Source organism: Rubinisphaera italica (genome assembly GCF_007859715.1).
GTDB lineage: Bacteria > Planctomycetota > Planctomycetia > Planctomycetales > Planctomycetaceae > Rubinisphaera > Rubinisphaera italica.
In genome coordinates, this window is the sequence record NZ_SJPG01000001.1 from 2836598 (window position 1) to 2850478 (window position 13881).

The following is a 13881-nucleotide window of genomic DNA, read 5'->3' on the forward strand; positions in this document are numbered from 1 at the left end:
TCAATGAAGTACTCTATTGGATCAAAGTACTATGTACTACATGCTCTAACGACTCTTGGCGACTTCCCATGTTTCCGGGAAAAATTCTTTCAACGACAATAGGGGATTGAAAGCCACTTGACCTAATCCGCAGATGGACGATTCCTGCATCAATTCGATTAAATCCTGGAAGTAATCTGGGATCTGTAGTTTCCCCTCATTCAAGGGGCGCGAAGCAATCTGGACGAGTTTCTCTGATCCAAGCCGACAGGGAACACACTTTCCACACGATTCATTGCGGTAAAATTCCGTGCAGGATTTGACCAAACTAACCAGATCGGTCTGCTCTCCTATAAACAGATGAGCGGCTCCCAGGTTGAAACGTCCACGTAACTGAAATCGAAAGAAGTTGTTGTCCAGCGGCAGATTCAGCAGATCGAATTCATTCTCTCCCTCAGGGATGTTTTCTTTGACAAAATTCTCAGGAAGTTGATCGCGTGAAAACTTTCGAGGTAAGAATCCTCCGGAAGGGCCGGAGACTCCGAAGGCCTGCAGTTGCTGTTTGTTACGCATCCCCCCGACAATTTCGAGCAAATCACCCACTGTCGAACCCAATGGAACCTCATAAACGCCGGGCCGATTGATATCTCCACTAAGCGAGACGAATCGCTTCCCTTGGCAATCGTTCACGCCCAGTTTTTGATACCACTCTGGACCGTTATTGAAAATAGCCGGGACCCAGGCAAAGGTTTCCACATTGTTGACGAGTGTCGGAAAATTTCGGTATCCCTGAATTTCCAGATCGGGTGGTCGCTGACGAGGTTGAGCGCGTTTATCTTCCATTGCCTCAATCATTGCAGTCTGTTCGCCGCAAATGTAATTGCCCGGACTGACAAAGACTTCCACTTCACAATTCAATCCGGTTTTGAGAAGATTCCTTCCGCACAAACCCTGAGCCTTTGCATCATCAATGCATTTTTGAAAGGCTTCGATTTGTGATTCATATTCGTGCCTGATGTAAATGTAGGCACGCTCTGCTCCAATGATGAGAGCCGCAGTAATCATACCTTCGAGAACCAGATGGGGAGATCTCAGGAGAAGTTCCCGATCCTTAAACGTTCCCGGCTCACTTTCATCGGCATTGCAAACGACATATCGGACCGCTCGGTTTTCCTGCTCAGCGTATTTCTTAACGGTCCGCCATTTCTTGGCAGTCCTGGCTCCAGGACCTCCCTTACCAACCAGACTGGAATCTTCGAGAGACTTCAAAACCGATTCTCCGAAGGCTATACGATCCGTCGCCTTGAGAAATTGTTTGAGCAACTCGTATTTCGTCTGCTTCTGATAACAGTCGATATCCCAGTCATCTGGAATCTCCTGATCAACTGGTTTCCCATGCGTGGTTCCCGATTTCAGGATTGAGCGAATGGAGGTCACACAATGACTCAAATTGCTGTCTGGTGTAATATGATGATTGAGACTGACTGCGACAGGACCATCGCAATAGCCCATGCAGGATTTTCCGGAAATGGATACCTGCCCCTGCTCAATCTCTTCTGCAAATTCATTCTTGAGGTCTTGAATCAACTCCTGGCTTTTGTGCATATGACAGGTAAAGTCACGGCAGACCTGTACTTCGACCTTTGGTGGGGGAGTGAGCCGAAAACTGTTGTAGAAACTGATCAATTCCTGAAGACGATACAGTGGCGTTGCTGTTCGTTCAGAAATTTCCTGAAGAACTTCTGCAGAAAGAAAGCCTCCGTTTTCTTTTTGTCGTTTGATTAAATTCTGCACAAGACTCATAAATACACTGCCTGTCAGGGCCTGGATCGAATAATAAAATGGGAACAGAAGTAACGATAGAACTTAATTCGAGTTTGTCTCAATTACTGATTGTGTCATTCAATCATCAATCAGACGGTCCCTTAAAATTCAAGAACTCTTCGATGGTTCGGAAATGATTGGAAAATTCAGATTCATATTTTTGATGGAATTGATCGGCCTGATGGAACGAATGGCAGAGGACACACGCATCGCTCGCTCCCATTTTTACATGGTTCCCTGATGCTTTCCGCTGTTCTGGAGAGTTCGAGTGACATTTCACACAGACATCCATCCCCGGAATCATGACTACGTGATTGTCGAATGTCGCAGGTGTGTCGACAAGTTCCGCATAAGTCGCATGGGAATCCTGCAGTTCGACTTCAGAATGACAGCTTTCGCAGGAAACCATCCGATGGGCATGATGATGAAACTTTGCTTTCTTGTACCAGTGTTGCGGAATGTTTGAGGGGCTGATTTCGATCTGTCCATTCCCTGGCATTGAATCGATTTGGCTAAGACTCATCGCCTCCTCGAAAGACAGGACCTGTCTCTTCTGACCATCCTCCAGAGTCGCCGTGTAATAGTGACACTTCGTGCAATTCGCGCCTAATCCTGTCAATTGCTCCATGGCTTTCTGGCTCAAATATCGCAAGGTTTCCAGTGAATCTTCTTTTTCTTCCTGAGACTCAGTTTGCTCAGAGTCTCGATTCGAATTCGGCTGAATGAAATCTGGTAGTGGCTGAGCCTCACTTTTCCCCGGCATCTTGACTGACGAGTGGTCCGTTCGATGAGTCAGTTCTTTTTGTCCGTAGACAGCCAGGCCGGCCAGTCGTTGACGTATTTGAAACTCCAGCTGCTCCAGCGATAACCCATGGGGAATTCTCTCCTCGATCAATTGTTCGCGGTCTTCTTCGTAAAGATCGCGAGCCGCATTGGAGATCTCAAAACTTTGTTCCACGAGCGTGACTGCAGAACGCATCGGATGGCAGGATCCACAATGACGTTCATAGTTGATCGGACGAAAATCCAACCTTTGCGTCGCCCCATCGCCAGCGGAATCCAGACCTGCCCGTTCATGACAATCACTGCATTTCAGCTGTTTACTACCTGAAAGCTGTTTGAGCCGTTCTTCTGGAAGTTCAGGATCTATTTTAGCGAGAATCTCTCCCCCCTTCTCTCCCAGTCCCTGACCATAAGCCAGATGTAACCGATGATTGAATTTGATGTTTCCCGGATCACCGTCTTCGAGTGAAACAAAATGGGGATGAGCCTTCTTCGAGAAATGTTCAATCGACTGCCAGCCATCGGCATGCGGCATTACATTACAGGCAGCATTCTGCTCAACTCCCGCCATTGCTTTCTCAAGGTCCTGATGACAATTCGTGCAGTTTTTATTTCGGACGTCGGTAATGTTATGGTTGCGTCCTCGATGCTCGTGATGACAACTCGCACAACCCTGCTGATCGATGATAGAATGCTGACAGACATGTCCGAGCGATTCCTGATGGCAGGATGTGCAGCGGGCTTCGGTTTTGAATTGGGTCCCCGCAAACGAATTGAAGAAACTGCCTGCATGTTGATCCCGAATGGGATTGAACGGTTCATGACAGACTTCGCACTGATTTTCCCAAGCCGCATGAACCTGACTGATCTCTCCATGATTGGTCGCCCATTTAACGAGAGTTGACCCCTGGAGCCCGTTTGAACGAACTCTACTCCAGTCGACTGAAAGCAGTGTGATGGCTCCCACAAGCAAGACGGAAATCGACAGCAGAAAATGGCGCCATTTTCGAATTGAATCGGACCGACGATAATAATCCGGAGGAATTCGATTGACGCGTGCGCCAGCCGTCTTTCCGGATTTGTCGGTCATGAGATTCTTTTTTAAGGCCATCAAACAGTTGTTTCAGACAAATTTGGTCAATAGATCGCGATCAAGACTCAGTTAATCACAGAATAATAAATTCAGATTCCTTACCAGTAATACAGTCCGAAATAGATGTGCACTCCCAATAATCCAAGCAGTAATACCGTCAATGGGTAATGCACGTATAACCAGAAGTGAAGTAGAAGATGGAGACGGTGTTGATGATGCAGTTCGTTTCGTTCACTGCAAATTTTCTCCAGTTGATCCAGTGTTGCCGTCTGCGTTTCTTCCAACTCCGATCTTACTCTTCGAAATTCTCTTTGCATTCGCACAGGATCCCGCAATGGTGAGAGACCATATTTTTTCAGGCTCAAAAAGTCATCGAGATAGTCTTTGGCGAACTTGACCAGAGGGTGATCTTTCGGAATTGTTTGACGAAAGATCGTAGGAGCAGAAATTGACTTGATATTGCTCGCGCCTGCCCGATTTCGCTTATCGTCCCCTTCAATCAGAAATTGACTTCGCAGTTCTTCATATTCTAACCGTTCCAAATGCAGCAAGTCTCCCTGCATTTTCTCAAATTCAAAATCACGATTCAACTGGCGAATCAGGCCTTCGGCATCGTTACGCAAATGACAGACAACTCTGGGAATTTGTGAATGAATCGTTTCGTGGGGGATCATCCGGTACAACATTGCGGGAACGAACTGCTGCAGAATCAACCCACTGACACCACTGAGAATGACCAGACCAAAGATAACCATGAGTGACGTCGTTAATGGACCACCAAATCTCAAACCACTGTGCATAACAGCGAAGGGAACGCATAATAAACCGAGCCAGATGTGTGCTTTCATCCATGTGGTTGGTTTTCCCAGAATGCGGACGAGCCGTAATTTCTTGCGGAGCCAGAGTAGACTCTCGAAGACAATAATCAGGAACGCTCCAACTCCCAGCAGAAAACAGTAGGGGTCGCTTCCTGTTGGCCAGCTATCAGAACCAGAGACGCGTAACGCGAAAATCACAATACTGATGAGGCCAACCAGCAAGGTCACCAACGCCCACATTCGATGGCCAATCCAATGTGATCGCGTAATGAGCAATTTGACACCTTACTTTTAATGAAACTTAAATACCTGGCAGGAAAATCTCAGTATTAAATTAGTCGTGATCTAAGGCTCGAACCAGAATTGATCCCGGTTTCTTTCCCCAGTCATACTGAGAGTCTACAGGAACAATACCTGAATATTGTCCAATCGGACAGGAAGTGTACAGTGTCCGATGGAGTCGGTCTTCATTTTTCTTCAGAATTTGTGATCTTGAATCTGTGGCAATCCTTTCATCGTGACTCGTAATTGTCTTGAATGACTTGTTGTCGAGATTCCATTTCAAATGGAATGACGGTGTGTCAAATCTCCGATGCTGCGGTGATAAACAACGATCGAAAGATTGTAATTGACCAACGCCAGCAATTCTTCGCGTTGAACGGATAAGAGATTACCACGGGATTCCACCAATTGTTCGATGGTGATTTGCCCTTTGTGATACAGCTTGTTGTAGATATCGAGTTGCTCTTTAAGTAGGTTCGAGCGGGTTAGCTGGGCCTGATAAATTTCGTAACTTTTCCGAACCTGTTCCAGACTCTGGTCGACATCATAGTTGATAATATTCTCGGCTTTTCGAAGTTCTATCATCGCCGATTGGAATTGCAGTTCAGCCCGCTTCAGCAGGGCCTGTTCGCCTCGTTTGCCAAGTTTTCGTTCATAGTTCAGGCCCATCATCCAATTGTGATAATTGCCTGAACTCGCATTCTGAATCGCACCAAAAGCATTTGAATCGAGCCCGGATACTCCAACTCGCCCAACAACATTAATCGATGGTTTTGTCAGGTCTTCAGCCTGCAGTCTCTGAAGTTCAGCGGTCTTGAGTTTTTGACGGGCGATTTTCAGTTCATTTCGATTCTGGAGTGCCTGCTCGCGACTGCTTTCGACATTCAACGCAATGAGATCAGAATTCGGCTCGGCGATCAGTTGACGGGGGATTGAAGTTTGAGACTGGTCGATGCCCATGGTCAGGAAGAGTCTCTGCTCAGCCTCTGATGCTCGTTGCTCAACCTGGGCCAATTCGATTTTCAGTTGTTGAACATAATCAAGGGAGCGGGTCAGGCGAACCATGCTCCCTTCGCCCAGCTTGAGACGAACTTCTTCTTCATGGTGCAAATGTTCGGCATCAGATAATTCCTGTTGGATGAGAGTGAGTTCCTGCTGAAGTTGATAGACCGACCAGTAAGCGGCATGAAGTTCGACAATCAGATCGGTGACCGTTTCCCGAGTCTCATATTTTGAACGCGCCTGATTCAATTTAGCGATCGCAATTGGAGCCTCATTGACATTTTGATTTCGTCCCTGCCAGAGCGGCTGGCTGACGCTCAACGATAAATTTGAAGAGTAAGCCGGGTTCACCAGCAGAAATGAACCAGAAGGATTGTTGTTATTGTAATTGCTCCCGTATGCAAGCCGGGTTTGTGTCCCTGTTTCCCATTTTTTCCCAAAGGCCAGCAGGTCAGGTCCATTCGAATTTCCCAGGTTGGTCGTCGAAATCGTATTTTGTCCCGTTCCTAAAGCATCTATGGCAGAACTAGCCTGCTGATTGACCTGTCTCATATCGAGGTTCGAGGAAAGTGTGGTATCGAACTCAGCCACAGATTCATCGATGAGAGTCTGCTGCATTTCCTGAGAAAGTTGCGCCTGCCTGACCAGTGGATTATTTTCGAGCATCACCTGCAATGCCATAGAGATCGTTAATGCACTTGAAGATGGATGATCCGAATTGGTCGTATAGGCAGCATATTCAATGGCTTCCTCGTCAGTAAGATTCTCCAGAAGTTGCGGTTCGCTTGCGTTGAGCTGAGTAAGATTCGTCTTCTCGTCATTTGCGTGATGATTCTCAGCGGTGGGGACCGTAAGCGGAGTCGCATTTTCAGATATTGCGATGGGGTCAGGTAAAGCAGAGCGAGCAGTTTTCGGAAGTCTTGTGCAGCCGACTCCACTGCAAAGAATCACACAACATGCGTAGCACCAGAAGAACCTGGAAAACTCGAAGCATTTCCAGGCTATGTTCTTAGTGTTGTGAGAGTGAATACAGATCGTCATGGATCAGAAAGGAAACTTGAGGAATTCAGCGGTGCTGGAGAGTGGCAATTCGATTCGACTGACTGCGAATTCTTGAAATCAATAGACGAACGCTCCTTGCACAAAGATGGAAAACAAAGGATCGAGTTGTGGATTATTGACCTGTGCAATCGTGAATGGATCGTATTTGCCATAAAGATCTTTGAGTCCTTCATCCGGAATGAGCGTCGCAATTCCTGCTTCGAAGACAACGTTATCGCTCAATAAAGGTCGGTATTCAAAACCGATGCTCAAGTCGGTGCCAATAGCCGTGGCAATATCATCCTGAAAGGTGTAGGTTTCGAGGACTTCAGTATCGTCGAACATGATGTAGTTCGCATTCGTAATCATTTTCAATTTTGGCGTGATGTCAAAATCCATTCCGATATTGAACAGCAATAATCCAGGATTGACAAAATTGGATTGCCCTTGGAATTTGCTGGTTCGCAAGTCGGGAACAAGACTTTCCCGCTGCACGAGACTGACACCGAAAAGTTGCAGTTGTTGTCGTTGCCAGTAACTGAATTCACCGCCGGCAAAGTTAGGAGCATCCAGAATCGTATCGAAACCAGTTGCGGTGGTATCGTTGGGATTGCTGTCTCCGGAAGCATAAAAGAATGAAGTGCGGAATCGAGCCCAGTCGCGGTCGTAGGAGAGTTCGACTGCTGCCATATAGGCACTGATGTCTTGAGCCTTCCCCCCAATCGGATTCATACTGTCATTCCCGAACACATAATAAAAGGCATTTGAGACATTCAGTTTTTCGATGTGCCCCTGTCCTGAAAAGCCCAGATAATAGGCTTCAACACTATGAGGCTCGAAGACACCGACGGGATCGGGACGGGCCAGAAAGTTGTTGTTATCGAACAGGAAGTCAGGGTGATCGTGGTTGTAATGAAAACTGGCTTGAGCGGTGTATCCCGGGTAAATGAAATCCTGCCGGTAATAATTCATGATCAGCGTATTTTGTTTTCGATCATTGAATGTATTCAACTGGCTGTTGGTATCCTTTTCGACCTGATCGAACAAAATGATGTTGAACTGATCTCGGTTCGCCAGTCGAGTACCAAAAACCCGGGCACCACGGTTAACGTCATCGAAGATAAATCCCTTGAAGTCGCTGACAAATTGCTGTGACCCGACTCGTGCCGAGACGAAATCGTAATGCGGACTCAAATCCGCCATCTTCCATTCAAAGAAATATTCCTGGAGTGCAAAATAATCATCCTGCCTGGTCGTCCCGGCTCGGACATCAGGATTAACAACGGCCAGTTCATTCGTGTCCAGGTAATTGACATTGAACGCGGTGGTCATCTTGAATTGCCAGTCAATCGGTTTGAAGGCCGCATTGCCGTGAAACAATTCAAATGAGAGCAGGAAAAAATTTGAAGAGAAGTACTGATTGGGATCCCCAAAAAACGGATCTGAAAATGGATCGACGGTACTTTCAAAAGGAGAGGTCGCGACAGGTAACTGGCGAAATTCCTGAACCGACTCGAGCTCACCCGTAAAATTCATAAACAGATGCTGACCAAGAATTGGAAAGTCACCTTTGAGATAATTTTGATTGTACGGATCGTACCAGCGACCATGTTCGTAGGGATAGTCGATTCCTGGGGGCTGTTCTTTATCGTATCGATCCCAGTCAGGAAAACCAGAACGCCAGCGATCCTCCACCGGAACAAAGTGACTCGAAGTCTGGGCGTCCTTCGGAAGAATTCCGGAAGGTCCAGTATACCCGAGTGGAGCTTCGTGTGGATAAGTCAGCAGAGAGCCCTTAAAGAGATTTTCTTCTTCCGCTTCCAACTCAATTTGCGGAGGCCCGAATTCTGCGAGAGGACGTCTTAATATCGGGGGATTGAGAGGAGGTGCTGTTTCGAAGTCTGGATCAGTCAGAAACAGTGGAGCAAATTCAGAAAACAACATCTCGGTTTTATCAGCATGTGTCGAGTCCACAAACATTTTTGAGCCAGGCTTCAGCACATCCAGACTCAAATCGTCATCGTACTTGATAGCCGGGGGAATCTCTAACCTTGGTGACGCAGGCGATTTTGCTGGTGTGTCGAAATCCTGAATAGCAATCTTATCCAGTGGCGTGAGCAGAAAACGGTTTTCAGACGGAACCTTCAGAATTGAGCTCGACTGTTCAATAGCATTGCCAGCTGGCTTTCTTTGCTCGAAAGTTAAGGACTTTTGAGAAGGCTGTCCATGAATGTCCTCTGACAGCATGATGACTGATAATGCAATGACAAGTATCGTTATGAGATATCCTGTTAAGGATTCGTCGTTATTCCAGTCAATGATACCGTTGCAATAGTTCATCGCTGCCCTGAACGGTCCATGTGGTAAGACTGGAACTGGTGAATGGGAATAAGTTGTAGATCCGCATTCGATTATTTTCGAAGCGAACTAGAATGGAATTGGTGCAGGAATTTGAAACGAAGGGAATACCGTAAATCTGCAAGTCTTGATTGACTCCAGGTAAAAGCAGATCAAGACAGGAAGAGAAGTGGAGAGGGAGGGGTTTTAATTGATCGAGAACAGCAAAGGAGGTGGGAGCTGTTCATTCCAGATAGTATTCCTGATTCCTTCAGTCTTACAAGAGGAATTAGAACTGAACAAAAATTGGCTGTTCTGAGGCCATTTTTACAATTCCGGGCTCAAGTTTTTCGAAAATAAGTCTGCAGATCGTGCATATTTGGGATTCCATATAATTGTCGCTAAGTGAGTTTGCCGATAATGAGGGTTGTACGGACCATCATCGTCTCCATCCTATCTCAATGATCTCGAATTTTATCACGCCCTCTTATCCCCCTCATTAGCAATTTCCATCAGCTCTTATTCTTACCTTTCACACTATGCCACTCACCGTTATGGAGTGCCGAGTATCTCACCGAAAACTGGTATCGAATTATGTTTGGTCTACGATTCTTCAACAAACTTAAGATGTTCTCAACGACCGTTGAGCATGAGAGAATCTATGATCAGATTCAGGTAGAAATGCTGGAAGAACGACTGGTGTTGAGTTCTCTGGCAGGAGCTGTCGCTAATCAGACAACGGGTTCTGATACAAGCTCGGACAATTCTCATAACGCCAGTTATTCTCACAGCCCAAATGAATTGCCTCCGTTAACGACTCAGAACAGTCAGACAGATCGCAATATTGAACGCCAGCAAATTCAGGAGAGTAACAATTACGCGAATACCCCTGAGTCGGCAAACCAGGCATCACCTCTAACAGGGGCTGATTCATTAAACGAAGGCTCAATCCTGCCAACAGCCTGGGAGACCAATGATTCACCAGATCCAACTGAATCAGCGACATTCAAATCACCACGAATTGAGACTTCCGGGAATTCCCAACCGATACCTCTGACATCAGATTCCGGAATGGAACTGACATTCGAAACAGATCCCAACTTGATTCCGAACTCAGCGGAAGTCGATCTGGATTCCATGACAAGGTCACACAATGCGACTTCACTGCCAGTGATTTCTCAGGAGAACAGCCCTCATGCGGAGTCTGCAGACTGGTTTATTGATCAATATGAAACCGTCACCATTAGATATGATTTTCGTGATGCCGAAGGGTATTCGAATACGATTTCCGCAGAACAGCAGGCTTTAGCGGTCAAAGCGTTACAGGGATGGAGTGATGCCAGTGGCGGGAAAATTGAATTCATTCAGGACACTGAAGCAGATTTAAGTGAGATCGTGAATATCGGTGTTGGAGATCTGGCAGCTTTCGGTCACACCAGCCAGCGTGATGGCACACTCGGGTTGAGTCAGGTTCAAACCTCGGAACAAGATGAGCAGCCCAAAGTCGTCGGCATGATCTGGTTGGATCAGGCCGAGAATTGGGAAAACCATTACAATAATGGCAATGTCAACAACAGCTACGACTTCTTCACTGTGATTGCCCACGAAGCCGGGCATGTCTCGGGACTGGAAGATATTTTCCAAAGTGATCCCGCACAGTTAATGAGTAGAGGCTATGAAACAGAGCATAGTCTCGAATCGATTTCGCAATCTGTCAATAACGCGATATTCATGCCCATGGACTCGCAAAATGGCAATGGAGCTAATGCCTTTGTCCTGCATGCAATGGTCGCTACGCCAGAGCAATTAACTCCTTCAGAAGTCGCCGATTTGTTGAATTATGGCTCTGAAGTGACTGCGAGTAACGATGCGATTATCGCGATTGTGGATCGTAACGGGAATATCCTGGGCGTTCGAGCAGAACAGGATGTGCTGGATACATTTGCAGGTGATCCTCAGGGGTTGGCCTTTGCGATTGATGGAGCGGTTGCCAAAGCTCGCACCGCTGCACTGTTTTCCAATGGTGACCCCAACAATGGCGACGGAGGAACCTTTGCTCCGTTGACCTCCCGGCTGGTGCGATTCATCAGTCAGTCGACAGTGACGGAACGGGAAGTCAATTCCAATCCCAATGATATCGATCCCAATTCCACCGTCCGTGGTCCCGGATTCGTGGCTCCAATTGGACTGGGGGGACATTTCCCGCCGGATATTCCGAACACTCCGCAGGTCGATCTGTTTGCGATCGAACATACCAACCGTGATAGTATCATTCATCCTGGTGACGACGGCATTAAAGGAACGGCTGACGATGTGACATTACGAGGTCGGTTCAATATCGATCCTGCATTCGTCCCTGCTGGCCAGGAATTGGCAGCTCCAGAATCTTATGGATTTGTCTCGGGAATTAATCCAGGCGCTCAGTCTCGTGGGATCGCCACTTTGCCCGGGGGAATTCCTCTGTTTCGTGATACCAATATGGATGGCATTGGCGATACATTAATTGGTGGTGTCGGCGTGTTCTTTCCTGGTCCGGATGGCTATGCCAGTTTCGAGCAGGGATTTGTCCCTGGAGTTAATCAAACGACAGATGCGCGAACGAATGCCCCTAAGGTTCTCGAAGCCGAGTTGATCGCTTTGGCTGTAGCGGGAGGAAGTACCCAGGCTGCCGAATTTGCTCATGAACCGCTGGCAAAAACAGCATTTGCAGGCAATCCTGTCAGCGATATCGACTTGCCGTTTGGACGACTGGATCTGGTCGGTGTTCAACTTTCTGCTTTGGGACCGACGGCAGGCTGTGTCGGAATTCAGGAAACAGTCGAACTGGCCCTGAATACTCCTCCCGGTGTTACCAGCGGAGCCGATCAGATCGTTTCTGACAATGGCGACTTGAATGATAATGGCATATTTGATGCCGGGATTGATATCGAAGACCCGATGAATTTGGGGAATTTCACGGCTGATCCTCAATTGTATCGCAATGGCTTGAATGTCCCGGAAGGATATCTGGTGACTCCCCATGCCTCGGCGACCGATCCCGCTTTGACAGCGGCGGTTGTCCAGCAAATCATCGATGATGCGATTGAAGCAGCCGAAGTGACGCGGGCAGCTGTTCGACTCGAAGCTGCCGACCAATCTCCAGGAGCCAGAACACGAATGGTCTTTGCTGTGACAGATACCAACGGAGAAGTTCTTGCACTGTATCGCATGCAGGACGCAACGACATTTTCTATCGATGTCGCAGTCGCCAAAGCTCGAAATGTCGCCTACTATTCGGATCCCAACGATGTCCTGCCAATCGATAAGGACATACCATTTGATTCAAGTAATACGAGTCCCGAGCCAATTGATCCGGCGACAGCCTTTACGAATCGAACATTCCGATACCTTTCCGAACCTCGCTTTCCGGATGGCGTCGATGGAACTCCGGCTGCTCCCTTCTCCATATTGAACAATCCATCCATTGATCCGACAACCGGCGAAAATATTGGAGCACCAGCGGCAGCTTCCACATTTACCAGCGTGCTCGGTTACGATGCCTTCAATCCTCAAACCAATTTCCACGACCCCGGAGACGCAGGAGTGATGCCGGCCATTGGTGCCAGTCAGAAGTCTAATCAGAATGGAGTCGTTTTCTTTCCGGGGAGCACGCCACTTTATATCAATAACCAGATTGTCGGAGGGTTCGGCGTAAGTGGAGACGGAGTCGACCAGGATGATGTAGTGACTTATCTGGGCGCGACAGAGTTTTTACCAGATGGAGTGAACATTCCTCGGGCTGATCAGGTCTTTGTCGATGGTGTGCGGCTTCCCTATCAAAAATTCCTGCGTAACCCATTCGGTTAGTGCAATTTCAGGGCTTATACCAAATTCCTCGTTCCCAAGGTCCTCCATGGGAACAAGTTGCTAAACCTGCTGGTGATTTGCGTAAGCCAGGTGATATACGAGAGTGACATCGTTGAGAAAAGATCATTAGTCGGGATTCCTGTTCATTGCCGGGGAATGCTGATCCGATGCATTAAACAGATGAGAATTCGCCAGTTTGGGAGAATTCCGGGTTTCTGCATCGTTCTTTTCTGACATTGAAGCTGTAAACATGCGTTCTCAAAAAGGATTACTCCGTTTCGCATGTGTGTGCATTTTGCCTGTATTATTCGGAGCAGAATCAGCAACGGCTAAAGACTGGTGGATGAAATATCCGGCCAAAGATCCCGTTGCGATGCAGGAAGCAGGCAATGCCAATTATGTTCGTGGTCGCGCAACATGTGGTTACGACGACTCTTACGGCTGTTACTATGTCGGCGGAGGGACCGCATCAAAACATGGTCAACCTCGATATGAGCATGAAGGGACGTTTGGTGTCGATTATGTCCCTTGGTATTCCCGAGTCGCTTTAAACTGGTCGCATGGGGTCAAATATCAGGATGGTCGCGGGTTATATGAGCCGGATCATAAGAACCACCCTTTCAAAAATTCGCACATGCGGGGCAAAAATGTGCATTTTGGACAAGGGTATTAAACAGTTAATTTCTGGCTAACAGATCCACCTCCGTCTTCTGTGCATACCTTGGGCTTGTTGATGTAGTCCAGGCCCTGGTTCCATGCCCTGGCAGAGTGCTCTCCAAGCCTGATCGCTGCTGATTTGCAGGCTTTTCGACGCATAAAATGCTATAGCGATGCTTTGCTGAGTCGCACTACAATCCTGTCCACGGGATGCCACAC

8 protein-coding genes are annotated in these 13881 nt (G+C 47.5%); 2 read left to right on the forward strand and 6 right to left on the reverse strand.

Annotated elements, in window-relative coordinates; genetic code table 11:
* Positions 1 to 45 precede the first annotated feature (45 nt).
* From Pan54_RS10690 to Pan54_RS10710, 5 genes are all read right to left on the reverse strand, one after another.
* Entirely contained in the window at positions 46 to 1782 is a 1737-nt protein-coding gene (locus Pan54_RS10690; protein ID WP_146503474.1) for an NADH-ubiquinone oxidoreductase-F iron-sulfur binding region domain-containing protein, read from the reverse strand.
* Between the two features lie 106 nt (positions 1783 to 1888).
* Positions 1889 to 3676, reverse strand: coding sequence for a hypothetical protein (locus Pan54_RS10695; protein WP_146503475.1), 1788 nt, complete (start codon positions 3674 to 3676; stop codon positions 1889 to 1891).
* Between the two features lie 101 nt (positions 3677 to 3777).
* Positions 3778 to 4737 (reverse strand): hypothetical protein, encoded by a 960-nt coding sequence (locus tag Pan54_RS10700; RefSeq protein ID WP_146503476.1) that lies wholly within the window; start codon positions 4735 to 4737, stop codon positions 3778 to 3780.
* Between the two features lie 321 nt (positions 4738 to 5058).
* Positions 5059 to 6732: a TolC family protein gene (locus Pan54_RS10705; RefSeq protein ID WP_165441711.1), complete on the reverse strand. Its 1674-nt coding sequence runs from the start codon at positions 6730 to 6732 to the stop codon at positions 5059 to 5061.
* A gap of 168 nt (positions 6733 to 6900) precedes the next feature.
* Positions 6901 to 9162, reverse strand: a complete 2262-nt coding sequence (locus tag Pan54_RS10710) for a hypothetical protein (protein ID WP_146503478.1) — start codon at positions 9160 to 9162, stop codon at positions 6901 to 6903.
* Between the two features lie 624 nt (positions 9163 to 9786).
* Between Pan54_RS10710 and Pan54_RS10715 the strand changes: the two genes are divergently transcribed.
* On the forward strand, positions 9787 to 13005 hold the full coding sequence (locus tag Pan54_RS10715; RefSeq protein WP_165441712.1) for a heme-binding protein: 3219 nt from the start codon (positions 9787 to 9789) through the stop codon (positions 13003 to 13005).
* Positions 13006 to 13131: 126 nt separating this feature from the next.
* On the opposite strand, the gene Pan54_RS26565 is transcribed toward Pan54_RS10715, so the two are convergent.
* On the reverse strand, positions 13132 to 13257 hold the full coding sequence (locus tag Pan54_RS26565; protein ID WP_261343176.1) for a hypothetical protein: 126 nt from the start codon (positions 13255 to 13257) through the stop codon (positions 13132 to 13134).
* On the opposite strand from Pan54_RS26565, the gene Pan54_RS10720 reads away from it, so the two are divergent.
* On the forward strand, positions 13256 to 13678 hold the full coding sequence (locus Pan54_RS10720) for a hypothetical protein (RefSeq protein WP_146503480.1): 423 nt from the start codon (positions 13256 to 13258) through the stop codon (positions 13676 to 13678). The two genes, Pan54_RS26565 and Pan54_RS10720, sit on opposite strands and share 2 nt — an antisense overlap.
* The last annotated feature ends 203 nt before the right edge of the window (positions 13679 to 13881 follow it).